Here is a 24,356-nt window from a genome sequence, read left to right as displayed (position 1 = left end):
TCCGGCCTGCACGGCCGGGCCCGGCGCGGGCCGCCCTCAGTCCCGGCGCAGGTGGTCCTCCGTGGCGGTCTCGAACCTGCGCAGCAGGCCCGCGAGCGCCCGGCGGTCGGCGACGTCCCACCCGGCGAGGAGCTCGTCCACGAGGCGGTCGCCGCCCTCGACGAACCGGCGGGCGACGTCGACGCCCGCGGGCGTCAGGTGCACGCGGGAGGCGCGGGCGTCGTCGGGGTCGGCCCTGCGCTCCACGAGCCCGCGCTTCTCCAGCCGGCCGAGGATCTTGCTGACGTTGGAGGCGCCGGTCGACAGGTGCTCGGCGACGTCGGAGGGGCGCCGCGGCCCGTGCCGCCAGAGCACCGTCATGACGACGATCGCGGGGGCGTCGAGGTCGACCCCCGCACGCCGCGCGATCGACGCCATGAGGTCCCCGCCCGTCCACAGCCCCATGACGCGCACCAGCGCGTCGAGCAGGTCCGAGCGATAGCCCGGGACGCCGGCGGGCCCGTCCACGGGAGCGGGGCCTGCGCCCGTCACGCGATCCGCGTGCCGCCGTCGACGGGCAGGACGACGCCCGTGACGAAGGCCGCCTCGTCGGACAGCAGGAACGCGGTGGCGGCGGCGATCTCCTCGGGGCGCCCGAGGCGCCCCATCGGCACGTCGGCGGCGTAGCCGGCGCGCGCGTCCGCGGGCAGCGAGGCGAGGGCGGCGGTCTCGATCGCGCCGGGCGCGACGGCGTTGACGCGGATGCCGTCGCCGACGTACTCCAGCGCCGTGGCGTGGGTCAGCGAGACGACGCCCGCCTTGGCCGCAGAGTACGGCGACAGGCCCGGCGACGCCTTGAGCCCGGCGATCGAGGCGGTGTTGACGATCGACCCGCCGCCGTGGGCGACCATGTGGGCGGTCTCCGCCCGCAGGCACAGGAAGGTGCCCCGCAGGGTGATGTCCTCGGCGCGGTCCCACGCCTCGACGGGCATCTCGTGCACGCGCGTCGGCCGCGTGCCGACGCCCGCGTTGTTCACCGCGAGGTGGAGCCCGCCGAAGGTCTCGACGGCCGTCGCGACCAGCGCCTCGACCGCGGCGGCGTCGCTGACGTCGGCGGCCTGGAACACGGCCCGCCCGCCCGCCGCGGCGATCTGCTCGACGACCCGCGCCCCGGCGTCCGCGTCGACGTCGGAGACGACGACGGCGGCCCCCTCGGCGGCGAGGCGGACGGCGATCGCCGCCCCGATCCCCGCGCCCGAGGCGGTCACGAGCGCGACCTTGTCGGTGAAGCGTGCGGTGGTGGACATAGGTGACCTCCTGAGAATTTTACTGTCCTGACGACAGTAACACCGGATGCTGCGCGACCAGCTCCGCCCCCAGCCGGGCCAGCTCCGCGCGGACCTCCGGCGGGCCGAGCACGCGGGCCTGGGCTCCCCAGCCCGCCAGGTGCCGCGCGACGTCGAGCGGCGTCGGCGCCGCCACGCGGACCCGGACCCAGCCGTCGTCGCCGTCGGCGTCGGCGCCATCCCCGACGGCGTCCTCGACCTGCGTGTGCCGCCCGAACTGGTCGCGGAGCACGGCGACGTGCTCCGGCGCCACGAGCACGGTGGCCCAGGTGGCGGAGCGCTTCTGCTCCACCTCACCGACCACGCGCCGCCACTCGGCCTGCAGGTCGAGGTCGTCGGGGACGGCGGCGGGCTCGTCCGTGACCTCCAGCGCGCCGACCCGGTCCACCCGGTACGTGCGCGGCCCGCGCTCCGTGCCCGCCACGAGGTACCAGACGCCGTCCTTGTCCACGAGGCCCCAGGGGTCGACGACGCGCCGCGAGGAGCGCCCGGTCGCGCCCGTGTAGTCGAGGCGCACCCGCCGCCGCCCGACGACGGCTCGCTGCAGCGCCTCCACCTCCGGCGGGGTCGCGCGGTCCGCGGCGCTCCAGCGCTCCCGGTCGACGACGACGGCCGCCGCGGCCGCCTCTGCCTCGGCGCGGAACGTGGCGGGCAGGGCGCGGACGAGCTTGCGCAGCGCGGACCGGGCGTCGTCGGACGAGCGGGTGCTCGGCCCGGCGAGCAGGAACAGGGCGCGCGCCTCGAGCGCGGTGAGACCGGTGAGGTCGGTGCGGGAGCCGCCCAGCAGCGACCAGCCGCCGCCGCGGCCGGGCTGCGGGTAGACCGGCACGCCCGCGGCCGACAGCGCCTCGAGGTCGCGACGCGCCGTCGCGACCGACACCTCGAGGGCGTCGGCGAGCTCCGCCGCCGTCACGCGCGGCCGCGACTGGAGGTGGAGCAGGACCTGGATGAGCCGGTCGGCGCGCATGACCCGAGACTGGCACAGAAAGTGATCAGTAGATGAGCACTTTGAGCGGAACAGTGGTGCTCATCAGGTCGTCCGGACCTGCACCTCTCGCCCCGAGAGCACGATCGACCCCGAGCACCATCGACCGAGGAGCACCCATGCTGCGTGGACTGACGACCATCACCTACCTCGCCGACGACGTCGCCGCCGCCCGCGACTGGTACGCCGAGGTGCTCGGCGCCGACGCGTACTTCGCCCGCGAGGTCGGCGACCGCCTCGCCTACGCCGAGTTCCGCATCGGCGACTACCAGCACGAGCTCGGCATCGTCGACCGGCGCTTCGCTCCCCCGCAGCCCGACGGCGCCGCCGGGGCCGTCGCCTACTGGGCGGTCGACGACGTGCGCGCCACGCACGCGCGGCTCCTGGAGCTGGGCGCCGCGCCCTACCAGGACGTCGTCGAGCGCGGCCCCGGCTTCGTCACCGCGGCCGTCGTCGACCCGTTCGGCAACGTGCTCGGCGTGATGGAGAACTCCCACTACGACGAGGTGCTCGCAAGCCGCTGAGCCGCGGCCTCCGGGTCACCGCCTCCGCACCACGCGGCCCGTCGCGACCGACTCCTGGGCGTCGAGCACGAGGCGCAGCGTCCGCAGCCCGACCTCGCCGTCGGGCTGCGGAGCCTCGCCGGCCCGCACGGCGCCCAGGAAGTGGTCGAGCATCGCCCGGTCGAGGTCGGCGCCGAGCGGCAGCCAGGCCGCCCCGCCGCCGGCGGTGCCCCCGACGTGCGCCCCGAACGGGTCGATGTCGGCGACGCCCTCGCTGCCGCACACCTGCAGCGTGAGCCCGCCCCAGTTCGCGGCCGCGTCGGGATGGCTCCAGGAGGAGTCGATCGTCAGCACCTGCCCGCCGGGGAAGGTCGCGGTGACCAGGCCCCCGGTCTCGGCGCGCACCCGCGGGTCGTCGGCGTGCAGCACGCGGTTCGCGACGGCCCGGACCGTCGCGGGCTCCGCGCCGTCGAGCAGGTCGTCGACCAGGTCCGCGAGGTGCACCACGTGGTCCACGAGGGCGCCGCCGCCCGCGAGCTCCGGGTCGACGAACCAGCCGCGGCCGCCCACGGGGATCTTGCCGTTGTTCGTCCCGACGAGGGCGAGGACGTCGCCGAGGGCGCCCGCCGCGACCGCCTGGCGCAGCGTCGCGAACTCGGGGCTGAACCGGACCGGGTACGCCATCATGAGGAACACGCCCGCCGCCCGGCACGCGTCCACCATCTCCCGGCCGTCGTCGAGCGTGGTCGCGAGCGGCTTCTCGCACAGCACGTGGGCCCCGGCCCGCGCCGCGGCGACCACCAGGTCGCGGTGCCGCGCGTTCTCGCTGCACACGACCACGGCGTCCGGCCCCCACGCGAGGGCCTCGCCGTACGTGTCGGCGTACGGGACGCCGATCGACTCCGCGAGCGCCCGGCCGCGCGGTGCGGCGTCGGTCGAGGACGAGCCGTCCGGGTCGCTCGTGAGCAGCTCGACGCCCGGCGTCGCCGCGAGCAGGGCGGCGTACCCCTCCGCGTGCGGGTGCGCGAACGACAGCAGCGCCACCTTCAGGGTGCGGTCCCGGACCGCGCCGTGCTGCACGATGCCGGTCATGCGATCCTCCCGACGAGGGTTGCGGTGTCGACGGCGACGGCCTCGCCGGTCGCGACGGACTCGAGGGCGGCCGCGGCGAGCTCCACGGCCACGGCCCCGTCGACGGCGGTCACCCGCGGCTCGGGCCCGCCGGCGAAGGCGCGGGCGAACTCGCGCACCTCCGTCAGGTACGGGCTCTCGCCGCCGACCGAGGCGGGGCGGGGCTCGCCGCCCGGCGGCACCGGGGCCAGGTCGAATCGCACCCCGGGAGCCTCGGCCGAGTCGTAGCGCAGCACACCGCCGTCGCCGGCCACGTGGAAGCCCGTGCGGAACGTCAGGTGCGGCGGACCCCAGACGCCGACGACCAGGCTCGTCGCGCCGTCCGCGTGGGTGAGGGTCACGTGCGCGGACTGCTGGCCGTCGGCGCGCGGCGCGGTGCGGGTCGCGTAGACCTCGACGACCTCCCCCGCGACCCACCGCGCCACGTCCAGGTCGTGGATCATCTGGTCCATCACGATGCCGCCGGACAGCGCCTCGTCGGCGAACCACGGCGACCACGACGGGAAGGTGCCCATCCGCGAGAACCGCAGCACGGCGGGTCGACCGACCCGGCCCGCGGCGACCGCGTCCCGCAGCGCCGCGTACTCCGGGAAGAACCGCACGACGTGCGCCGGGTAGAGGCGTCCCGTGGACCCCTCGGCCGCCCGCACCAGCTCCCACGCCTGCTCCGGCGTGCGCGCGAGCGGCTTCTCGCACACCACGTCCCGCCCCGCCGCCAGGGCGCGCAGCACGAGCGCGTGGTGCGTCGGCGTCGGCGTCAGCACGCCGATCACCGCGCTGCGCTCCAGCAGCTCGTCGAACGACGACGCCGCCGCCGCGCCGTGCCGCGAGGCGAGCGCCTCGGCCCCGCGCTCGCTGAAGATCGCCACGTCCGCACCCAGCTCGTGCCAGGCCGCCGCGTGCGGGACGGCGATGCCGCCCGCCCCGACCAGCCCCACCTGGGTGCCCACCCGGGTGCCCGCGCTCGTCGTCATGCCCGTTCTCCTTCGTCCGGGTCCGTGCGCCGGGGACCGTCGCACGGACCCGTGTATAGACCAGATCGCGACCGTCAGCGCACCGGCGCGCTGCTGCGGCCGTGGGCGCGTCCGCTCAGCTCGGCGTCGAGGGTCTCCTGCGCCACGCGCATCTGCTCCGCGTAGACCGGGTCCTGCAGCCGCTGCCACATGACGTCCTCGGGCACGTCCTCGACCTGGCAGACGACCCACCACACGTTGCCGAACGGGTCCTTGACCCGGCCGCCGCGCTGCCCGAAGGCGCTGTCGGCGAGGTCGGTGACGACCCTCGCCCCGGCCGCGGTGGCCCGCGCGAACGCGGCGTCGGCATCCGGCACGAACACGCGCAGCAGGCTGGGCATGACGGGCCACTCCGGGCGCCGGTCGAAGGCGAGGACGACGGTGTCTCCCACGCGGGTCTCGCCGTGTCCGACCGCGCCGTCCGCGGTGACGACGCGGGCGAGCTCCTCGCCGTCGAACGCCGCGGCGACGAAGTCGAGGAAGGCGCCCGTGTCGTCGGTGACGACCCACGGGGCGACGCTCGTGTATCCGGCGGGCGCGGGGTGCTGCGTGGCGGTCATGGGGGTGTCCTCTCGGGTGGGGTGATCCTGTGCCGACCACGCTAGGAGGCAATGAGGACCGTTCCTGTCCTCGATGGCAGGCAGGATGGGGACATGCCCGGACCCACCTCCCGCCTGCTCTCGCTGCTGTCGCTGCTGCAGACCGCACGCACCTGGCCCGGCGGCGAGCTCGCCGAACGGCTCGGCGTCACGCACCGCACGGTGCGGCGCGACGTCGAGCGGCTGCGCGAGCTCGGCTACCCCGTCGAGGCGACGCTCGGCGCCCACGGCGGGTACCGGCTGGTCGCGGGCACGTCCATGCCTCCACTGCTGCTGGAGGACGACGAGGCCGTCGCCGTCGCGCTCGGCCTGCGCACGGTCGCCGCCCACGGCCTGCCCGGGCTCGACGACGCGGGGGTCCGCGCCCTGACCAAGCTGAGCCGCTCGCTCCCACCCCGCCTGCGGCACCGCGTGCGCACGCTCGGCACGGCGGCCATGCCCGGGGACCGGCCCGCGAGCGCCGTCGACCCCGAGGTCCTCACCGTGCTGGCCGCCGCCGCCGCCAACCGCGAGCGCGTGCGGCTGGAGTACGAGACCCGCGGCGGTCGACGCGGGCCGCGGCACATGGAGCCGCAGCAGCTGGTCGTCGTGCGCCGGCACTGGTACCTCGTCGCGTTCGACCTCGACCGCGACGACTGGCGCACGTTTCGCGCCGACCGGGTCCACGCCCCGCGCGCCACGGGGGCCCGGTCGCGGCACGACCTGCCGCCGGAGGAGGTGCTGACCCACCTCGAGGCGAGCGAGCGCGCGCTGGCGCCCACGGCCCGCGCCGACGTCACGCTGCGCCTGCCCCTCGACGAAGCCCGCGCCCGGCTGCGCGACCACCTCGGGGACGGCGAGCTCGCCGCGGACGGCGAGAGCACCCGCTGGCGCAGCGCGGAGGACACCGTCGAGTGGCTTGCGCTGCGGCTGCTCGCGCTGGGGTGTGAGTTCGAGGTGCACGGGCCGCCCGCGCTGCGCGCCCACCTCGACGCGATCCACGAGCGCACCCGGCCAGCAACGAGCCGTCAGCGCTAGAGCGGACGCCGCAGCAGCACGGAGTGGACGGCGGCGATGCGCCCGTCGACCACCAGCAGCCGGACCACGGCGACGGGCTCGCCGTCCTGCACCGCAAGCACGCCCATGCCGTCCTCCCACCGCAGCGGGGTGAGCGTCCAGCCCGACTCCGGGCCGAGGTAGACCAGCGTGCGGGCCGCCACGCGCGCGGCGCCGACGTCGGACCCGACCCGCTCGCCGTGCCACGTCGCCCAGCCCGCCACGTCCGGGTGCAGCGTGCGGGCGAGGGCGCCCAGGTCGCCGCCGTCGCACGCCGCGACGAAGCGGTCGACGATGTCGCGGAGCTCCGGGTCGCGGGTCTCTGGTCCGCCGTGCCGCGGCACGGGGCCGCCGTCCCGCACCGCCCGGCGGGCGCGGCTCGCGAGCTGCCGGCACGCGACGGTAGTGCGCCCCACCACCTCGGCGACGTCGTCGAAGGGGACGCCGAACACGTCGTGCAGCACGAAGACGGTGCGCTCCCCCGGCGTGAGGCGGTCCAGCACGACGGCGAGGGCCCGACGGACCTCGTCGTCCAACGTGACGCGGTCGGCGGGGTCGGGGACAACGGCGTCCCCGCCGGCGCCGTCGGCGACGGCTAGCCCCGTGGGGTCGCGTGGCTCCGACCGCCGCCCCCGCGCGGACCGCACCCGGTCGAGCGCGAGCCGCCGCACCGCGACGACCAGCCAGGCGCGCAGGTCCCGGATCTGCTCGACGTCCTGCGTCGCCAGCCGCGCGAACGCGTCCTGCACGGCGTCCTCCGCCTCCACCGGGTCGGCCAGGATCCGGTCCGCGACGGCGCGCAGGTACGCCCGGTCGGCCCGCGACGCGGCCGTGACCCGTGCGGAGCTGCTGTGCTCGGGAGTGCTCATGACGACAGGACGATCGTGCACCCGCGAACGTGACGGTGCCACGGGTTGTCACGCACCGTGCCCGCCGCCCGTCCCCTCCCCGCACGGCCGGCGACCCGCCGGCCCGACGGAAGGACCACCATGCTCCCCATCGCCCTGGGCGCCGCACAGACCGTGCTCGCCCTGCTCTTCCTGTTCGCCGGCCTGCCCAAGGTGCTCGGCAGGGGCCTCGACCGCTGGACCGGCTTCGACGCCCTGCCGCGCCCCCTCACCGTCCTGATCGGGGTCGCCGAGATCGCGGGAGCGCTCGCGCTGGCCCTGCCGCCGCTGCTGGGTCGCCTCGAGTGGGTCACGCCGCTGGCCGCCGTCGGCCTCGCCGTCGTCACGCTCATGGCCGCGGGCTTCCACCTGCGCGCCGCCGAGTGGCTCCGCGCCACCGAGACCGCGCTGTGGGCGCTGCTGTGCGGCGCCGTCGCCGTCGGGCGGTGGGACGCGCTGGTCACCGGACCGGACCTGGCGCCGGACCTGGGCACGGGGCTCCTCGCTCCCGCGATCTGGCTGCCCCTGGTCGCCCTGGCGGTCAACCTCGCCGCCATCCTCCGCGCGACCCCCCGACCCGTCGACCGCAGGCGACGGGCGAGGCGGACCTGAGCACGGTCGCCGTGACGTCGGCGACACCCCTGCTCGGGAAGGCGCTGCGCCCGGGCGCGGTGCTCGACCAGCGGGCGACCGGGCCGACGGCGAGCTGGGTGCCGCGATGGGCGCCGCGCTCCGGCACGACGCGACCGTGCTCGGGGAGCTGCGCGCCCTGGGAGGCGCCGTGTCCGACGTCCCGGCCGACGCCACCGCGTGGGCCGGTCGCCACCAGGAGGCGTTCGCGGCCGCCCCGGGCAGCCGCGCAGAGCGCGCGACGGACGCAGGCTCATCCGTCGCCCGCGGTCGGGTAGAACTGCAGCCGGACGTCGGCGTCCGCCGGGACGACCATCACGGCCGACGTGTCCGGGTCCCAGCCCGCACCGTCGGGGACGAGGAACATCCGGCCGCCGCTCTCGTCCAGGAGCCGCAGGCCCGTGTAGCGGTAGTGGAACCGTTGGGCGTCGCACAGCTCGTCGGCGGTCGGGAAGGACCCCTCCGGCACCGAACGGCTCACCTCCACGCGGCAGGGCAGCGCCTCCACGGCGATGCCGGGATAGTCCGCGAGCAGGAGGTCCTTCGTGTCGAGGACGACGGCCGGGAGCCGCCCGGTCCGCCCCGCCTGCGCCTCGGCCTGCCCGCGCCCGTAGGCCGCGGCGAAGCTGTTCGCCGCCCAGAACAGCGCCACCACGACGAACCCGGCGACGAGGTAGGCCGACGCCACCATCGCGACCGGCCGCGGCGCCGCGCGGGAGCGCCGCCTCGCCCGGTCGAGCACGGAGACGCCGTAGGCGATCGCTGCGCTGCCGAACCCCAGGCAGATCGGGGTGGTGGCGATCGCCTCCGTGGCCGCCAGGTCGGGGGTCAGGACGCCGCGCACCCCGCGCACGAGGGCGGCGGCCCCCACCGCGACCAGGACGGACGCCGCCACGACGACGGCCGTGCGGAACCTCGCGTCGCCGACCAGTGCACCGGCCCACGTGTGGAACCACAGGGCGGCGATCGCCAGGACGATCAGCACCAGGAGGGGGACGTAGACGACGGCGACGCTCCGCAGCAGCACCTCCTGGTAGGAGAAGCCCAGTGTGCTCAGGCGGAGACCGAAGTAGCCGAGCTGGGCCGTCAGGGAGACGTAGCCGAAGTAGAACAGCAGCGCCGCGATCACGGTCGTCGGCGCCAGCACGCTGGTCAGGAGGCGGAACCGTCGCTCCCCGACCGGCTCGGACGCCGTCCGCGGTTGCCCCGCCACCCGCTTGCCGCTCACGGCACGCCGCCCTCACCACCGTCGGGCGCGGGGCCGGTCTCCCCGGTCGGCGTCCCGCCCTCGGCCGGGCCGCTCACCTCGTCCGTCGGCTCCGTCGGCTGCGTGGGCTCCGTCGGCTGCGTGGGCTCCGTCGGCTGCGTGGGCTCAGTGGGTTCCGTCGGCTGCGTGGGCTCCGTCGGTTCGGTGGGGCCCGTCGGTTCCGTCGTGCTCGTGCCGCCGCACCCGTCCGACGGCGGCGAGCCCTGGACCTGGCCCGTCGCGCCGCAGAAGCGGTAGCGGACCTGCCGGGTCCAGTCCACGCGCACGGGTGCGGCACGTGTCGGCACCTCGGCGACGACGTCCGGGTCGTCGCAGGGCGGGGCGGCCGTGTCCGTGCACGTGATCCGGACGCGGAAGGTCTGCACCATGCGCGGGTAGTCCTGCGTCGTGTCGGCGCCGGCCGCGATCCTGCGGAAGGCCCCGCACGCCGTATTCGCGGGGAGCGTCGTGCCCGCCACGCACGGCCCCGCGGGCACCGCGCCGGACGACAGCGCGACGCAGTCCCCCTCGTACACCTCCAGGGGGTACTCCGTGGCCGCCGAGACGATCGTCACGTCGTACGCCGTCGAGAACGTGAAGCCGCCGCACCCTGCGGGACGCGGCTGGTAGAGGTTCTCGAAGTACTCCCCGTAGTCCGCGGTCACGGTCGGCCCGGCCACCTCGATCGACTGCGCACCGCCGGAGCCCGTCCCCGTGGCCGGCTTCCGGCCACCGCCGGTGCTCGTCGACCCGCCGTCCGTGGGCACGGACCCACGACGCCGGTCGGGCGAGCCTCCGTCCCCGCCGTCCTGCCGCGTCGTCGCGCCGGCCGACGTCCGGTCCGACGGCGTCCCCTGGGCGCCGCCCGACGGCGGCCCCGAGGCGCACGCGCCGAGCAGCGCGGCCAGGGCGAGCACCACGGGCCCAGCGGACCGGATCGTCGCGACACGAACGGCGCGAAGCATGGCTGCCTCCTCGGCGAGGACCCCGTGCGGGGGGTCATACCGGAAGAGAGCCCACGTCGGCGGGCGGTGATACCGCCCGATCTGCGTCCCGACCTGCAACGACACGGGTTCGCACCGACGCCGGGGCAACAGTCTGCCCGGGCCCCGTCCCGGGACGGGACCGGACCGGGCGCGTGGCTCAGACCCAGAAGTTGCGGATCGCGTACCACCCGAGCTGGATCCGGGAGGTCACGCCGGCCGCGTCCATGAGCGCGCGCACCCGCCGCTGCACCGTCCGTGGCGACGTGCCGACCTGGTTCGCGGTGGCGGCGTCGGTCAGGCCGGACAGCATCAGCTGGAGGATCCGCCGGTCCAGCGGGCTCAGGTCGCCCTCCTCGCGCAGGTAGGGCCGCGAACGCCGCCAGGTCGTCTCGAACAGCTCGCACGCCAGCTGCACGAGCGGCGGCCTCAGGAGCAGCGAGCGGTCCTGGCTGACCTGGATCATCGCCGTCTCCTCATCGGCGATCGCGAGCTTGACGAGGGGCTGGTCGACCACCCGCACCTGGTGTCCCGCCGCCAGTCTGGCGTCCAGGGCGACGATGGCCGCCGGCTCGGTGAGGAACGCGCTGTCGACCAGCACGCGGTACCTGATGCCGACCCGCTCGGTCGCGTCGTCCGCGCTCCCGAACGGACGGGTCGTCACCGGCGCGACCGTGTTCGCCCCGCTCTGGAACGCCCACACCGTCCGGCGTGCGCCGACCTCGAGCTCGTGCACGCGGCGGCCCTGCTCCTCGCGACCGTCGACAACCTCGACCAGCTCCGGTCCGTCCGGCCCCCCGTCGACGCCGCCGCGCCGGAGGAGCCCGCTCACCGTCGCGTCGGCGCGGCGGAGGTCTTCCCGCAGCCGCCGCAGCGTCGCCGCGGTCCCGCCGCCGGCGGGTCGATCGTCCGCGACGTCGTCCCGCGACCGCGCGGGCTCACCATGGATGACCATGGCGCACAGTGTCGCCCACGGCGACACCCTGGCACGACGCCCGGGCACACCGGTCGAGCTCGCCGCCGACCCCTGTCGATGCAGGACCGGCGGCGAGCTCGACCGTCGAGGACCGCGATCAGCGCACGCCGTACGCCCGGATCACCGTCTGCTCGACGGAGCTGCCGTCGGCGTCCGCGGCGGCGATGCGCAGCGAGACGTACCCTGCCTGCGGCGCGGCCGGCGTCGTCACCGTGAACTTGCCGGCGCCGTCGGCCGCGACGACCGCCTGCTCCCACGTCTCGCCGTCGTCGGTGGAGACCTCCGCGGTGAGCTCGGACGCCGTGGGCGACCCGGGCATCCCCGGCTCGGCCGTCCGCACGGAGAACGTGAAGGGCTCGCCGGCCGGCGCCCGGTTCTCCAGGTCCAGCGGCAGGTCGTAGTAGAGCTGGACCAGCGGGATCGGCGCGGTGCCCGACTCGGGCTTCGCCGACGTGAACGTCCACTCCGACCGGGTCCGGGTGGACATCGGCGCCCAGTCCGCCGTCCGCGTGCCGTCCATGACCAGCCGGTACTCGGTGGGCTCGGCGTACGGCGCGGGCCAGGAGCCGATGGCGGTGGTGCGCTTGAGGATCAGCTGGTCGCGGGCGAAGAGCTGGGTGCTGAACTTGTCCGTCTGGTACCAGTACTGGCCCTCGTGCTCGTTGCCGCCGTCCACCCACGGGACGATGCCGAAGTTCATCTGGGTGGCGCTGCGCGTGGGGTTCAGGTCGGGCCGGCCCACGGGGATGGCGGGTCGCAGCGGCGAGCGGTGCCACGACTCCTCGAGGACGTCCCCGGCACGGAACGCGGTGCGCGGGTCCTTCATCACGCTGCCGTAGCTGTCGTCGGAGTAGGCGAACCGTTCCCACTCGACGCCCGTGGTCGAGAGCCACTCGGTGCGGTGCGCCGGCGAGGGCGCGAGCCGCGGCGTCGACCAGGACGTGGCCAGGGTCGCGCCCGTGGGGTAGGCCCAGCGCAGGTCCTTGCCGTAGGGCGCGGGGCTCGGGTTGTGGTAGTCCGCCTCGATCCGGGCGGTGGTGGTCCCGTCGACGGTGAACGACGTGTCCTCCGGGATCTGCCCGTTCCACGGGAGGTACAGGTCGTAGACGTCCTTGCTGCGTGCGACCCCCACGACCTTCAGCCGCAGGTCCCCGGCGTCCGCCTGCCGGGCGAGCGCCGCCCCGGGGCCGGCGTCGAGGGTCATCGCCGGGATCGTGGTCGCCGCCGAGGTCAGGAACCGGCCGGGCTCGGTGGCGTAGACCAGCGCAGCCGCCGCACCGGCCTCGGCCACGGCGGCCACCTGGTCGGCGAGGTCGCTGCCCGCGTCGGCGCGGATCAGGGCCAGCCTGCCGCTGAGGTCGGTGCCTGCGAGGTCGGCCTCGGACGCGCCGCCGACCGGGGCCACCTTGAGCACGCTGGTGCCGTCGAGCTTCGGAGAGCCGACGACGTACTCGGGCGTGGTGACTGCAGCTCCCGTCCTGGGCTCGGTGACCCTGAGCTCGGGGGCGTACATCTGCCACTGCGTGAAGACGCGGAACGGCGACCCCGTCACCTGGTCGGTCGGTACCGCGTAGACGTGGTCGACGTACTGGTCCAGGAAGGCGACCTGCGACAGCCGCTTCGGCCCGGAGCCGCGCTCGTAGCCGAGGATCAGGCCGCGGTGCTCGGCGGGCTTCGGCGTGTCGACGGTGACCTCCTCGGCCTGGGTGCCGTCGAGGGTGATCTCCGTGCTGTGCGCCAGAGTGAGCTCGGGCATCGGCGCGAGCGTGAAGTCCACGACCTGCGTGCCGGGCTCGTCGAGGCTCGCGAGGTAGCCCATCACGCTGTAGGTGCCGGGCTTCACGCTGAAGTACGCCTCGCCCCTCGAGTTGAACGGGTGGGTCTGCGTCGCGCCGGTCTCGAGGTTGTAGAGGCTGACGTCGCTGTTGCGGTACGCCGGCTGCCCGGCGTGGTTGATCCCGTGCACCGTGATCTCGACGACCTGGTCCCCCTTGACAATGCCGAACCCGGTGTGCACCGGGGCCGAGCCGTCCCGCGGCGTCGCGGTCAGGTCACCGGTGATCCGGCCGGTCGGCCCCTGCGCGGGGTCGGCGGTCAGCCGGACGTCGGCGGTGCCGTGCGCGGGGACCGTCACGGTGTCGCTCGACGTGGTGACCATGGCGGCGGGCAGCGCCTCGCCGAGCGTGCTGAGCCCGCGCACCGCGAGGTCGAGGGTCAGCGGGGCGTCGCCGTCGTTGGTGTAGGTCACGGTGCGGGCGACGGGGTCGGTCGCGTCGCCGTACCTGAAGAGGCCGTAGCTCACCGAGCCGGTCGCCGTGAGCGTCTGGGTCACCGCGCGGCCGACGTCCACCCGGCCGGCGCCCTGGTCGAAGCCACCGCCGGCGGGCGCCGTCTTCGACGTGCTCATCAGGGCGTCCTTGAGCCGGGCGGGCGACCAGTCCGGGTGCTGCTGGACGAGGATCGCCGCGGCTCCGGACACGTGCGGCGCCGCCATCGAGGTGCCGCTGAGCGCGGTGTAGTGGGCGTCGACGACGGTGCCGCGGGACGTCCCGGCAGCGCGCGCTGCGACGATGTCGACCCCGGGGGCGGAGACGTCCGGCTTGAGGGTGCCGTTCGCCGTCGGGCCGCGGCTGGAGAAGGACGCGATCCTGTCGCCGCGGTCGACCGCCGCGACCGAGAGCGCCGAGCGGGCCGTCGAGGGGCTCGACGCGGTGCCCGGGGTCGGGCCGTCGTTGCCGGCGGCGACCACGAAGAGGGCGCCGGTCTCCTGGGTGAGGCGGTCGACCGCGAGACTCGCCGGGTCGTCGCCGTCGCTCGGGCCGCTGCCCAGGCTCATGCTCACGATGTCGGCACCGGTGTGCGCGGCCCACTCCATGCCGTCGATGACGGCCGAGGTGCTGCCCCTGCCGGTGGCGTCGAGCACCTTGCCGATGACCAGCTCGGCGCCCGGGGCCACGCCCCTGTACGTGCCGCCCGAGGCGGCCCCCGTGCCCGCGATGGTGCTGGCGACGTGCGTGCCGTGGCCGTTGGTGTCGGTGATCGACTCCTCGGCGGTGAAGTTGCGGGAGTCGATCACCTTGCCGGCGAGGTCCGGGTGGGTGAGGTCGATGCCGCTGTCGAGGACCGCCACCTCGGTGCCGGTGCCGTCGAGCCCGGCCTCCCACGCGGTCGGGGCGCCGATCTGGGCGGTGCTGCGGTCCAGCGTCGCCTCGACCTGGGCGTCCAGCCACACCTGGGAGACGCCGTCGGTCAGCGCGGGCCGCCGCTCGCCCGTTCCCTGGCGCACCAGGTCACGCCAGAACCGCTTCGCCAGCTTCTTCGACTCGCGCACGCCGACCGCGTCGATGCTGGTCAGGCTACGGGTCTGCGAGGAGCCGTCGGGGACGTCGGCGCGTGCCAGCCGCGCCTTCCCGTCGTACCCGAGGATCAGGGGCAGCTGCGCCGTGCTCGCGTCGTCGTAGCCCTGCTCGACGAGGCTCGTGACGTTGAAGAGCTCCTGGTCGACGGCCCCGCTGTTCACGAGGTCCCGCGCCTGCTCCGGGATGACGAACAGCCCCTCCTCCGTCTCGGTGACGAAGGCGTTGTGCCGGACCTGCCCGCGCTCGTCGGGGAGCAGCGCCGCGCCGCGACGTCCGTCGGGCCACTCCTGCAGCAGCACCACGTCGCCGGTGACCAGCGTGACCCGGTGCTCGACGGGCGCGGCATCCCCCGCGGCCGCGGCCTCGGCATCCGCCGCGGCGGGCGGGGACGCCGTGGTGGCGAGCGGGGCCTGGAGCGCGGCGAGGGCGAGCGCCCCCGCGACGACGGACGCGATCGTCGGGCCGGTTCTGGGGGTGGTGCGTCGTGATCCACGGGTCACCGCAGGCCTCCTGGGCAGTCGGGCGAGAGTTGCCTCGGAGCCTGTCGGAGCCGGTTGGCGACGGCAAGGATCTCGGCTGGCGACTGTGCGACAGCTCGCGGCTGTCATGAACTCGCCACGTCGGGGGGAAACCATTGCCCCGGTCGGCACGACCTTGGTTGGATGTTGCCATCCGCGGACGTCACCGTCCGCCGGAAGTCGCCGTCGGACAAGGGAGTTCGCCATGCCGCAGCCGTCCCGCCGTCAGGTCCTCGCCGCAGTGCCCGCAGGCGCGTTCCTCGCGATCGCGGCGCCGCTGCGCGCCCGCGCGGACTCGCCGTCCGACCATGCGCGGCTGCTGGCGAACGCGCGCGGCATCTTTGCGGGGACGGCGGCGTCGAACGCGCGGCCCGAGGCCGCGCCGCGGCTGAGGGCGATCCACGCGGCGGCGCGCGCGAACCTCGCCGCCCTGGACGCCGCGGGCTCCGGCGAGCTGTTCAAGGGCGTCCCGCTCGGCACCAGCGACCCGAACCTCAGCACCTCGTTCCTCAGGCTGTACGAGATCGCGCTGGCCACCTGCACGCCGGGCTTCGCGTCCGCCCTCGTGGGGGACGTCGCCGTCCAGCGTCGGGTGCTCGACGGGCTCGACTGGCTCCACGCCCACTACTACGGCGACCAGGCCGCGGGGTACTACGGCAACTGGTTCACCTGGGAGATCGGCATCCCCGCGAGCGTCAGCAAGACGTTCGCGCTGCTCGCCGACCTCGTCGCGGCGGAGCGCCCCGCCCTCCTGCCCACGTACGTCGCGTCGATGGACGCGTACCTGCGCAACGGCAAGGACGGCGACGTCGACCTCGACTCCCGCTTCCACACCGGCGCCAACCTCGCCGACATCACGACCAACCGCGTGCTGCAGGGCGCGCTCACCGGCGACGACGCCCGCGTGGCCAAGGCGATCGCCGACCAGTCCACCGTGTTCGCGACCATCGACCCGTACGCCATCCAGCACGGCAACACCGACGGCTACTACGCCGACGGCTCGTTCATCCAGCACGACTCGGTCGCCTACACGGGCTCGTACGGGCGCACGCTGCTGACGCGCGTCGTGCAGACGATCAAGCTGCTCGACGGCACGGCCGCGGCCCCCGGCACGGAGCTGGCGGACGTCGTGCACGGCTGGGTCCGCGACGGCTTCGCGCCCGTCATCGTCGACGGCTGGATGATGGAGATCGTCAAGGGCCGTTCGGTGTCACGCACCGGCACCGGGTACGCGGACACCGCGACCGTGCTCGAGGCCGCCGTCGACCTCACCGACTACGCGAGCGGGGCCAACGCGGCCGCCCTCGGCGGGTACGTGCGCCACCTGGCGACGGTGTCGCCCACGCCGCCCGACCCGTCGCGGTTCGTCTCCCCCGTGAGCGCCGTGCGGTACGCCGACCTCGTCGCGGACGCCGGCGCGCCCGCCGCGGACCTCAACCCGCCCGAGCGGTCGGTCGCCCTCAACGCGATGGACCGCACCGTGCACCGCCGCCCCGGGTACACGTTCGCGCTGGCGCGTAGCTCGGAGCGGATCAGCAAGTACGAGTACATGAGCGGCGAGAACCTGATGCCGTGGTTCCAGGGTGACGGCGCCTTCCACCTCTACCTCGCCGGGCAGGACCACACGCAGGCGTTCGGCGTCGACTTCTACACCACCGTCTCCCCGTACCGGCTGCCCGGCACCACCGTGCCCGTCGAGGAGCGGCGCACCGTCCCCGACCTCTACGGGCAGGCCTGGTACGAGAACCCCGGCCACCCGCTCGGCTTCACCTCGTCGTCGGAGTCGCAGAACACGTACGTCTACTTCCCGCGCGCCACGAACGCCTTCTCCGGCGGCGCGACGCTCGGCCCGTTCGGCGCGGCGGGCATGGTCCTGTCCGACGACGTCCCCTACGTCGACGCGCAGGCCGGCGTCCTGCCCGACGACTTCGTCGTCTACGCGAACGCCCGCGCGACCAAGTCGTGGTTCCTCCTCGACGACGAGGTCGTCGTCCTCGCCGCCGGCATCCACGACGAGCACGGCCGCGACGTCGTCACGACGCTCGACTCCCGCATCGCCGCGCCGGGCGACGGCGTCGTCGTCACGGGCCGCCGCGCCGACGGGACAGCGTGGGTGGGGGGCGACGGCGCCGCGTCGCTCGCGTGGCTGCGGTGGGCCAACCCGGGGCAGGGCGTGGCCGTCGGGTACGCGCTGCTCGACGCCGGGCCCGTCACCGTGACCCTGGAGGACGTGACGCGCAGCCGCCGCTCGATCCGGACGTCGAACCCCGACACGGCGGTCACCAAGCGCGTGTTCACGGCCGCCGTCGAGCACGGGAACAGCCCCGCCGCCCTCGCGTACGCGATCGTGCCGGGCGCGACCGAGGAGCGCCTCGCTGCGTTCGGCGCCGGCGGGCCGGTCGTCGTGCTCGCCAACGACGAGCGCGTGCAGGCCGTGCGCCACGCGGGCCTCGGGCTCGTCGCCGCGACCGTGTTCTCCGGCCGCGCCCACGTGCGGAACCTGACGGTCGACGGCCCTGCGTCCGTGCTCGTGCGCGAGGGCGACGACGGCCGCACCTCCGTCGCGCTCTCCGACCCGACGATGACGCGCGACGCCGTGACCCTGACCGTCCGCGGCCGGCACCTCGACGTCGAGGCCGCGGACGACGGCGTCCACGTGCGTCGCGTGCCCGGCGGCACCGAGGTCCGCGCCACCACCCGGCACGCCTACGGCGCGAGCCTCACCGCGGTGCTGCGGCGGCGCTGACGTCACCCGCCGGACACAGGTCGACCGCGAGCGCCACGCCGGGGAGACTCTCACCCATGCCCGACGACGAGACCTCTGGGCGACGGCGCTCGGCTGACGTCGTCGCCGCCGGGCAGGGGGCGTCAGGGCTCGAGGACGGCCTTGACGAAGCCCGGCGGCCGCTCGCGCAGAAGGGCATAGGCCTCGTCGACCGCGCCGAGGCCGAGCCGGTGGGTGACCAGCGCCTCGAGGTCGACGTCTCCGCGGGCGGCCAGCTCCAGCCCGAGGGCCATGGCCTCGCGGGACGCGGGGCGGTCGGGCGTGAAGCCGCCCAGCACGTCGATCCCGCGGTACCACCAGTCGAGGTCGAGCCGGCGCTCCCCCGTCGCGTGGTACCCGCCCACGACGAGCCGCCCCATCGGCCGGGTCAGGCGCCCGGCCAGCTCCAGACCGCCCGCCGACCCGGTGAACTCGAGGACGACGGCGCACCGCGGCCGCGCCGACCCGCGGCGGTCGACGCGGTCGCCCACCAGCGCCGCCACCCGGGCGACCCGCCCGGCGTCGCGGTCGTGCAGCTCGACGGACCCGGCGCCCAGCGCCACCGCGACCTGCGCCGCGATCGCCCCCATGCTGCCCAGCCCCACGACGGCCACCGGCTCGCCCGGGGCGATCCGCGCTCGACGGACCGCGCCGACCACGCAGGCCAGCGGCTCCCCCAGCCCCGCCCACAGCGGGACCCGGTCGGGCAGGGGAAGCACGTCGTCCTGCGCCGCGACGAGGTGCGTGGCGTGCGAGGGGGACCCGAAGCCCGTGACCCGGTCCCCGACGGCCAGGGTCGTGACGGCGTCGCCCAGGGCGGCGACCACCCCGCTGAACTCGTGCCCGTGGCGCACGGGCACGTCGCCGGGCGTCTCCCAGAGGGCGACGTCCGACGCGCACACCCCCGACGCGGCGACCTCGACGAGCACCTCGCCGGGGCCGGGCTCGGGCGTCGGCGCCTCCACCACCGCGGCGTGGCGGCTCCCCCGGATCTCGACGACCCGCATGTCAGCCCACCTCTCCGTCGTGCCGTCGCGCGAGCCGCAGCGCGCCCCGCACCGGCGGTTCGGCCAGGACGCCGACCGCCAGGTCGGGCCGGCGAGCACGCACCAGCTCCCCGACGCGCCGCGCGTACCCCGCCTGCGCGGCGACGACGCCCCCGGCCAGGACCACGTGCCCTCCGGCCGCGCCGCGGTCCACGACGTCGCACGCCATGGCGGCGAGGGCGGCCGCGCCGGACTCGACCACCGCGGCGGCCGCGGCGGACCCCGCCTCGCGCGCGGCGAAGACGGCCGGCGCGTGCCGCCCCCAGGTCTCCACCCCGCCGTCCCAGCTGAGCGCGGACGCCAACGCGTCCAGGTCGGCGGCGCCCACGGAGTCGAGCAGCGCCCGGGCGAGCGTCGGGTCCGCGGCCCCGCGGTCGGCGCCGAGCAGCACGGCCCGCGCCGCCTCACGGACCAGCGCGGAGCCCGAGCCGTCGTCGTGGAGCACCCAGCCCCAGCCGCCGGCGCGCACGAGGCTCCCCGCGGCGTCGCGGCCCACGGCCACGGCGCCGGTCCCGGCGATCACGCCGACGCCGCGCTCGTGCCCGGCCGCGGGGACGACGAGCTCGGCGTCGTTCACCACGCGCACCCTCGCCCCGGGGAGCCTGCGCCGCAGCTCCGCGGCCACGGCGACGCAGTGCTCGTCCGACTCGGCACCGTGCGCCCCCACCGCCACCGACGCTCCCGGCGGGACGACGCCGCCGGGCGCCGCCGCCCGCACGACGCCGACGAGCCACGCCACCGAACCGGGAAGGTCCCGCAACCGCCACCCGTCGCTCGCCACGGTCGTGACCGTCGCGGGCGCCCCTGCGGCCTCGACGGCGACGCTGGTCTTGGTGCCGCCGACGTCGACCCCGACGATCACGGGAGGTCCACGACGGAGCTGAGCGGGGGCACGCTGACGCCGATCTTCGTGTCGACGTTGTCGAAGACGAAGGACTCGATGTCGAGGTTCTTGCGGCCGGCCACCGCCGCCGCCACGGCCTGCGCGAACGCGGCTTCGGCGACGGCACGCTGCGCCGCCGGCAGCGGGGGCAGCGAGACGTGCTCGACGCCGTCGGCCACCTCGCCGGCGGCGTCGGAGGCGAGGATCGTCAGGTGGCCCGCCGCCGCGAGGGACGCGGCCACCGAGACCTCGCGCCCCTGGCCGAACAGCACGTGGGCAGTGTCCCCGGCGGACTCCATCGCGCCGTGGAGGTAGTTCCTGGTCTCGTTCGCCGACGAGGGCACCCGGCCCACCTCGCGCAGCAGCAGGGCGAGGACCTCGGCGGCGGCGACCGAGGCGCCGGACCCGACGGCGTCGACGCCCGCGACCCGGGACAGCCTGCCGGCGAGGCCCTCGGCCGCCCGGCCCAGGTCGTCCTGGAGCCCGGGCAGGACCGCGAAGAGCTCCTGCCAGGCGTGGTCCTCGCGCGGTCCCCCGGTGATCGCCCCCGCCATGAGGTCGAGGGCGAGCACGGTGCCGGTGTAGCCGATCGTCGAGGCGAACGAGTCCGGGCGGCCGCCGAGGCCGACCATCACGTCGGCGTGCCGCTCGAGCGGCGACCCGGTGGCGTTGGCGAGGCCGACCGTGACGACCGACTCCTGCTCGCGCGCCGCGGCCAGCACGTCGACGGTCTCCGGGCTCCTGCCGGACTGCGAGATCCCGACGACCACGGCGCCGGCCGGCCACCGCGCCCCCGCCGGCCGCTCGCTGCTCAGGTGGCGGGAGGCGCTGAGGCCCGCGGCCTGCAGCCCGGGGAGCACCGCGGCCGCGGCGGCATAGCTCGCCCCCATGCCCACGAGGGCCACGTGGCGCGGCGGCGCGAAGCGCCCGAGCCCGCTCAGCTGCTCCAGCACGGTCGCGTGGATCGATCGCAGCGCGTCCGGCTGGACTCGCTGCGCCTCGACGAAGGGGATCCGGGTCGCCACGTACTTGCTCCTCACCTCATGCCACAGCCCCGGAGACCCGTGGGCGCCAGACCAATATACCCCAGAATGTCTCTGGTGGTATCTCTTGGTCTACCGCGTGGTCTCCGGGGCTGCCGGGAGTCAGGAGCGGGTGAACGTGGTCTGGAGCCGGTACCGGTCTCCCCGGTAGCTGATCGTCGTGAGCATGATCGGCCGACGACGGGCGTCGGTGAGGATCTGCCGCATGCGCAGCACGGGCTGGCCCGGCTCGAGCCCGAGCGGCCCGCCCTCCTCCTCGGTCGCGGCCCCCGCCTCGATCAGCGAGACGGCGTGCACCGGGCTGGCGCCGCGCTCGGTGAGCTCCTCGAACAGCGACGCCGACCCGAAGTCGACGAGCTCGATGCCCGGCGCCGCCGACGCGACGATCCGCGAGTCGTCGATCCCGATCGCCACGGTGTCCATGAGGCGCAGGCGCCGCAGGTGGAAGCACGGCGTCCCGGGGGCCACGCCGAGCTCGTCCGCGAGGTCGAGCGAGAACTCGCCCATCGCGGCGGCCAGCACCTCCGAGCGCGACGGGAGGCCCTTGCGCGCGGCGGTCTCCGAGAACGACTCCAACGAGTTCGGCCACGGGGTGCTGCGCGCCGCCTCCCCGTCGTCCGCGCTGACGAACCACCCACGACCACGGGACGCCTGGAGCACGCCGTCGTCGGTGAGCGTCTGCAGCGCCTTGCGCAGCGTCACCCGGCTCACGCCGAGCGTCTCGCAGAGCACGCGCTCCGCGGGCAGCCTGCTCCCCGGCGGGTGCAGCCCCGCGCGGATCTGGTCCGCGATCGTGTCCGCCGTGCGTCTCCACAGCGGGAGCAGCTCGTTCTGGTCCTCGCTCATCGTCAACGTTCCCCGCCGATCATGGTGGCCGAAGGCGCCAGTCTCCCAGATCCTCACGGTCGGGTCCTCCCGGCGCACAGGCGGTCCAGCGCCTCCTCGAGGGACGTCTCCGCAGGTCGCCGGCCCGGGCGGGCGTCGAGCCGGCGCACCGTCTCGGCGAGGCCCTCGGCGAGCCCGACCTGCGGGCGCCACCCCGGGTTCACGGCCAGCAGCCGGGACAGGTCGTAGACCACCGAGTGCCCGAAGTCCTCCGCGCAGACCAGACCCATCCAGTCGATCTCCGCGGCGATGTCCTCGCTCGACCGGTGCACGAGCCACGGGTCGGGCACGCCGGCGGCGGCCGCCGTGAGCCGATGGATCTCGTCCCACGACACCGGGTCGGGCGCGGTGACCTGGAACGTCCGCCCGAACGCCGCGGGGTCGCCCAGCAGCGGCAGCACCCCGGTGGCGAAGTCGCGCGCGTGGAGCAGGTTCCACAGCGACGTCCCGTCGCCGTGCACCACGACCGGCGCGCCGCGGCGGAACCTCTCGACGGCGGTCCAGCCGAGCAGGAGCGGGAGCGTGAGCTCGTCGTACACGTGGGCCGCCCGCACCACGGTCGCCGCGCACGGCGCGCCGGGCTCGAGCCGCCACAGCTCGTCCTCGACGTCGATCTTCCCCGCCGGGTAGTCGAACCGCGGGCTGGACCGCGGGAAGTGCTCCGCGATCGGCAGCGTGCGGGCCGGGCGCTCGTACACCGAGCACGTCGACATCATCACGAGCTGGTCGCAGACCGCGCCGAGGGCGTCGACCTCGCGCCGCACGTCCTCGGCCGAGTAGGCCACGAAGCTCACCGCGACGTCGAAGCGGCGCCCCGCCAGCGCGGACCGCGTGGCCTCGGGGTCGTGGACGTCGGCGACGACGTGCTCGACACCCTCGGGCAGGGGCCGCCCGGACCGCCCGCGGGTCAGCGCGACGACCTCGAGCCCACGCTTCACGGCCTCCCGGGCCACCGCACCGCTGATCACGCCGGTGCCGCCGACGAGGAGGAGCGACGCCGCGCTCATGCGGCGCGCCCCTCGACGACGAGCCCCGTCGCGAGCAGGTTCGCCCGGCTGGTGCTCAGGGCGTCCGTCATCGGCCCCTGGACGCGGTCGAGCTCCACGACCGCCCAGCGCAGGTCCGGGAGGGACTCGAGCGTGTCCAGCACCCCCGGACTCTCGGCCGTGACCGGCGTCATGACGTCCGCCATCCCCGTCGCCGGTCCGTCCTTGAGGTGGACGAGCCTGACCTCGCGCCGGGCCGCCACCGCAGCGGCCGCCGCGGTGGCGGCGTCGGCCCCGACGACGCGCGGCCAGTACACGTCGAGCTCCAGCACGACGCGGGGGTCGAGCTCGCGCTGGAGCAGCTCGTACGACCGGAGGGGCCCGTCGGGGCCGGGGTGCGTGTGCTCGAACTCGGCGAAGTGGTTGTGGTACGCGACCTGCATGCCGAATCCCGCCGCCCGCTCCGCGCCGACGTTGACCCGCTCGACGCCGCGCGCCAACGCCTCGGCCGACGCGAGCTCGTGCGGCTCGAGGCTCCACGCGATCGTGTCGACCCCGAGGGCCGCGTAGGTGGCCAGCTCGGAGTCGGACTCCGGGCCGGCGGGGAACGGGACGTGGGCCGCGCAGACCGTGAGGCCCCGCTCGGCGAGCATCGCCCCGGCGGCGCGCACCCCCACGGCCCCGAACCCCATCGTCTCGACCGCCGTGAACCCGGCGTCGACGACCAGGTCGAGGGCCGCGGGCAGGTCCGCGCGCACCAGGGCGTCCACGCTCCACAGGTGCACCGCGAGCGCCGCGGTCACGACGCGCCGCCCGAGCCCGGTGCGACGACGTGGCGGCCGTTCCCGAGCGGGAAGCGGGTGCTCCACGTGCGGGTCTCCGCGGCAGGGTCGGCGCCGCCGGCCCAGACCACCGCCTGCCGGAGCAGCTGCCGGAACCAGGGGTTGAACCAGGCCCGGCCGTCGTGGCCGAGGGTCGTGCACACGACGCGCCCCTCGCCCTCGGTCCGCGTGACCAGGGCCGGCACCCACCGGCCGTCGGTGAGCCGGTGCTCGGCGACGACGTCGGCGTCCGCGGCGACGGTGGTCACGTAGTACTCGTCCTCCACCTCGAAGTCGTCCAGGGCCGTCGTGATCGGGTGCTCCCCCACCCGGACCGCGATGCGCCCCTCGGACAGCCCCGACGGGTCGTGGCTCGCGTAGCGGCAGCCGATCAGGCGCGACCACGCGTCCTGCTCGCCGTCGAGCACGACGCTGCTGGCGTGCACGGCCACGAGGCCCCGCCCCGAGGCGACCAGGTCGCGCAGCGCGTCCTGCTCGTCGGCGGGCAGGTCGCTGCCGGCGGTGTAGACCACGAAGACGTCCGTCTCGGCGGTCACGGGCATCGGGTCGACGAACCGGCGCAGGCCGACCGCGACCTGCACCGGGAGGCCGCCCTCCGCGACGATGTCGCGGAGGGCGCCGGCGGCGGCGTACAGGTCGTGGTGGGTGTCGGTCCCGGCCACGATCACGGTGACGTTCACCGCGGAACTGCTGACTCGCACGTGCTCCTCGTTCCTC

General features: G+C 75.6%; 22 protein-coding genes. 4 read left to right on the top strand and 18 right to left on the bottom strand.

Features of this window, described 5'->3' with window-relative positions; translation table 11 throughout:
• Nucleotides 1–36: 36 nt before the first annotated feature.
• From ACFWDO_RS04035 to ACFWDO_RS04025, 3 genes are read right to left on the bottom strand one after another with little or no spacing between them, the layout of a single operon-like run.
• Nucleotides 37–531: a MarR family winged helix-turn-helix transcriptional regulator gene (locus ACFWDO_RS04035; protein WP_380315043.1), complete on the bottom strand. Its 495-nt coding sequence runs from the start codon at nt 529–531 to the stop codon at nt 37–39.
• Nucleotides 528–1,286 carry an SDR family NAD(P)-dependent oxidoreductase gene (locus ACFWDO_RS04030; protein WP_380315046.1) on the bottom strand — a complete coding sequence of 253 codons (759 nt, stop codon included), beginning with the start codon at nt 1,284–1,286 and terminating at the stop codon, nt 528–530. Before ACFWDO_RS04030 ends, ACFWDO_RS04035 begins: the two co-directional genes overlap by 4 nt.
• 19 nt (nt 1,287–1,305) lie before the next feature.
• Nucleotides 1,306–2,292 (bottom strand): helix-turn-helix transcriptional regulator, encoded by a 987-nt coding sequence (locus ACFWDO_RS04025; RefSeq protein ID WP_380315049.1) that lies wholly within the window; start codon nt 2,290–2,292, stop codon nt 1,306–1,308.
• Nucleotides 2,293–2,429: 137 nt separating this feature from the next.
• On the opposite strand from ACFWDO_RS04025, the gene ACFWDO_RS04020 reads away from it, so the two are divergent.
• Nucleotides 2,430–2,834 (top strand): VOC family protein, encoded by a 405-nt coding sequence (locus ACFWDO_RS04020; protein ID WP_380315052.1) that lies wholly within the window; start codon nt 2,430–2,432, stop codon nt 2,832–2,834.
• Nucleotides 2,835–2,849: 15 nt separating this feature from the next.
• Here the strand turns inward: ACFWDO_RS04020 and ACFWDO_RS04015 are convergent, their stop codons facing one another.
• From ACFWDO_RS04015 to ACFWDO_RS04005, 3 genes are all read right to left on the bottom strand, one after another.
• Entirely contained in the window at nt 2,850–3,905 is a 1,056-nt protein-coding gene (locus tag ACFWDO_RS04015) for a Gfo/Idh/MocA family protein (RefSeq protein WP_380315055.1), read from the bottom strand.
• Nucleotides 3,902–4,918: a Gfo/Idh/MocA family protein gene (locus ACFWDO_RS04010; RefSeq protein ID WP_380315058.1), complete on the bottom strand. Its 1,017-nt coding sequence runs from the start codon at nt 4,916–4,918 to the stop codon at nt 3,902–3,904. Before ACFWDO_RS04010 ends, ACFWDO_RS04015 begins: the two co-directional genes overlap by 4 nt.
• A gap of 74 nt (nt 4,919–4,992) precedes the next feature.
• Nucleotides 4,993–5,517 (bottom strand): VOC family protein, encoded by a 525-nt coding sequence (locus ACFWDO_RS04005; protein WP_380315061.1) that lies wholly within the window; start codon nt 5,515–5,517, stop codon nt 4,993–4,995.
• 93 nt (nt 5,518–5,610) lie between these two features.
• Between ACFWDO_RS04005 and ACFWDO_RS04000 the strand changes: the two genes are divergently transcribed.
• Nucleotides 5,611–6,573 (top strand): helix-turn-helix transcriptional regulator, encoded by a 963-nt coding sequence (locus ACFWDO_RS04000; RefSeq protein WP_380315064.1) that lies wholly within the window; start codon nt 5,611–5,613, stop codon nt 6,571–6,573.
• Here ACFWDO_RS04000 and ACFWDO_RS03995 read toward each other — a convergent pair.
• Nucleotides 6,570–7,460 carry a sigma-70 family RNA polymerase sigma factor gene (locus ACFWDO_RS03995; RefSeq protein WP_380315067.1) on the bottom strand — a complete coding sequence of 297 codons (891 nt, stop codon included), beginning with the start codon at nt 7,458–7,460 and terminating at the stop codon, nt 6,570–6,572. The two genes, ACFWDO_RS04000 and ACFWDO_RS03995, sit on opposite strands and share 4 nt — an antisense overlap.
• A gap of 120 nt (nt 7,461–7,580) precedes the next feature.
• Here ACFWDO_RS03995 and ACFWDO_RS03990 point away from each other — a divergent pair, with 120 nt between their 5' ends.
• Nucleotides 7,581–8,090 (top strand): DoxX family protein, encoded by a 510-nt coding sequence (locus ACFWDO_RS03990; RefSeq protein WP_380315070.1) that lies wholly within the window; start codon nt 7,581–7,583, stop codon nt 8,088–8,090.
• 271 nt (nt 8,091–8,361) lie between these two features.
• On the opposite strand, the gene ACFWDO_RS03985 is transcribed toward ACFWDO_RS03990, so the two are convergent.
• The 4 genes from ACFWDO_RS03985 to ACFWDO_RS03970 form a co-directional block, all read right to left on the bottom strand.
• Entirely contained in the window at nt 8,362–9,336 is a 975-nt protein-coding gene (locus ACFWDO_RS03985) for a hypothetical protein (protein ID WP_380315073.1), read from the bottom strand.
• Nucleotides 9,333–10,319 carry a hypothetical protein gene (locus tag ACFWDO_RS03980; protein WP_380315076.1) on the bottom strand — a complete coding sequence of 329 codons (987 nt, stop codon included), beginning with the start codon at nt 10,317–10,319 and terminating at the stop codon, nt 9,333–9,335. Before ACFWDO_RS03980 ends, ACFWDO_RS03985 begins: the two co-directional genes overlap by 4 nt.
• A gap of 178 nt (nt 10,320–10,497) precedes the next feature.
• Nucleotides 10,498–11,292: a helix-turn-helix transcriptional regulator gene (locus ACFWDO_RS03975; RefSeq protein ID WP_380315079.1), complete on the bottom strand. Its 795-nt coding sequence runs from the start codon at nt 11,290–11,292 to the stop codon at nt 10,498–10,500.
• 118 nt (nt 11,293–11,410) lie between these two features.
• A complete protein-coding gene (locus ACFWDO_RS03970) occupies nt 11,411–15,172 on the bottom strand; it encodes a S8 family peptidase (protein ID WP_380346804.1) in 3,762 nt (1,253 codons plus the stop codon).
• 223 nt (nt 15,173–15,395) lie between these two features.
• On the opposite strand from ACFWDO_RS03970, the gene ACFWDO_RS03965 reads away from it, so the two are divergent.
• Nucleotides 15,396–17,936, top strand: coding sequence for a polysaccharide lyase family 8 super-sandwich domain-containing protein (locus ACFWDO_RS03965; RefSeq protein ID WP_380316240.1), 2,541 nt, complete (start codon nt 15,396–15,398; stop codon nt 17,934–17,936).
• A 122-nt stretch (nt 17,937–18,058) separates the two neighbouring features.
• On the opposite strand, the gene ACFWDO_RS03960 is transcribed toward ACFWDO_RS03965, so the two are convergent.
• The 7 genes from ACFWDO_RS03960 to ACFWDO_RS03930 all read right to left on the bottom strand — a co-directional run bounded on the left by ACFWDO_RS03960 (nt 18,059) and on the right by ACFWDO_RS03930 (nt 24,340).
• The gene (locus tag ACFWDO_RS03960; protein WP_380316237.1) at nt 18,059–18,961 is read right to left on the bottom strand and encodes an alcohol dehydrogenase catalytic domain-containing protein; all 903 of its coding nucleotides are present in this window, start codon (nt 18,959–18,961) and stop codon (nt 18,059–18,061) included.
• Nucleotide 18,962: 1 nt separating this feature from the next.
• A complete protein-coding gene (locus ACFWDO_RS03955) occupies nt 18,963–19,862 on the bottom strand; it encodes a BadF/BadG/BcrA/BcrD ATPase family protein (RefSeq protein ID WP_380316232.1) in 900 nt (299 codons plus the stop codon).
• Nucleotides 19,859–20,908: an SIS domain-containing protein gene (locus tag ACFWDO_RS03950; RefSeq protein WP_380316229.1), complete on the bottom strand. Its 1,050-nt coding sequence runs from the start codon at nt 20,906–20,908 to the stop codon at nt 19,859–19,861. The genes ACFWDO_RS03955 and ACFWDO_RS03950 overlap by 4 nt, the downstream gene beginning before the upstream one ends.
• A 120-nt stretch (nt 20,909–21,028) precedes the next feature.
• The gene (locus tag ACFWDO_RS03945) at nt 21,029–21,772 is read right to left on the bottom strand and encodes a GntR family transcriptional regulator (protein ID WP_380316226.1); all 744 of its coding nucleotides are present in this window, start codon (nt 21,770–21,772) and stop codon (nt 21,029–21,031) included.
• A 53-nt stretch (nt 21,773–21,825) separates the two neighbouring features.
• Nucleotides 21,826–22,818 carry an NAD-dependent epimerase/dehydratase family protein gene (locus ACFWDO_RS03940; RefSeq protein ID WP_380316223.1) on the bottom strand — a complete coding sequence of 331 codons (993 nt, stop codon included), beginning with the start codon at nt 22,816–22,818 and terminating at the stop codon, nt 21,826–21,828.
• Nucleotides 22,815–23,600, bottom strand: coding sequence for a sugar phosphate isomerase/epimerase family protein (locus tag ACFWDO_RS03935; protein WP_380316220.1), 786 nt, complete (start codon nt 23,598–23,600; stop codon nt 22,815–22,817). Before ACFWDO_RS03935 ends, ACFWDO_RS03940 begins: the two co-directional genes overlap by 4 nt.
• Nucleotides 23,597–24,340, bottom strand: coding sequence for a ThuA domain-containing protein (locus ACFWDO_RS03930; protein WP_380346802.1), 744 nt, complete (start codon nt 24,338–24,340; stop codon nt 23,597–23,599). The genes ACFWDO_RS03935 and ACFWDO_RS03930 overlap by 4 nt, the downstream gene beginning before the upstream one ends.
• Nucleotides 24,341–24,356 lie beyond the last annotated feature (16 nt).

It is taken from the genome of Isoptericola sp. NPDC060185 (genome assembly GCF_042728595.1).
Taxonomy (GTDB): domain Bacteria; phylum Actinomycetota; class Actinomycetes; order Actinomycetales; family Cellulomonadaceae; genus Isoptericola.
Note: the sequence above shows the minus strand (reverse complement) of the source record. Positions and strands in the feature narration are given on the sequence as shown.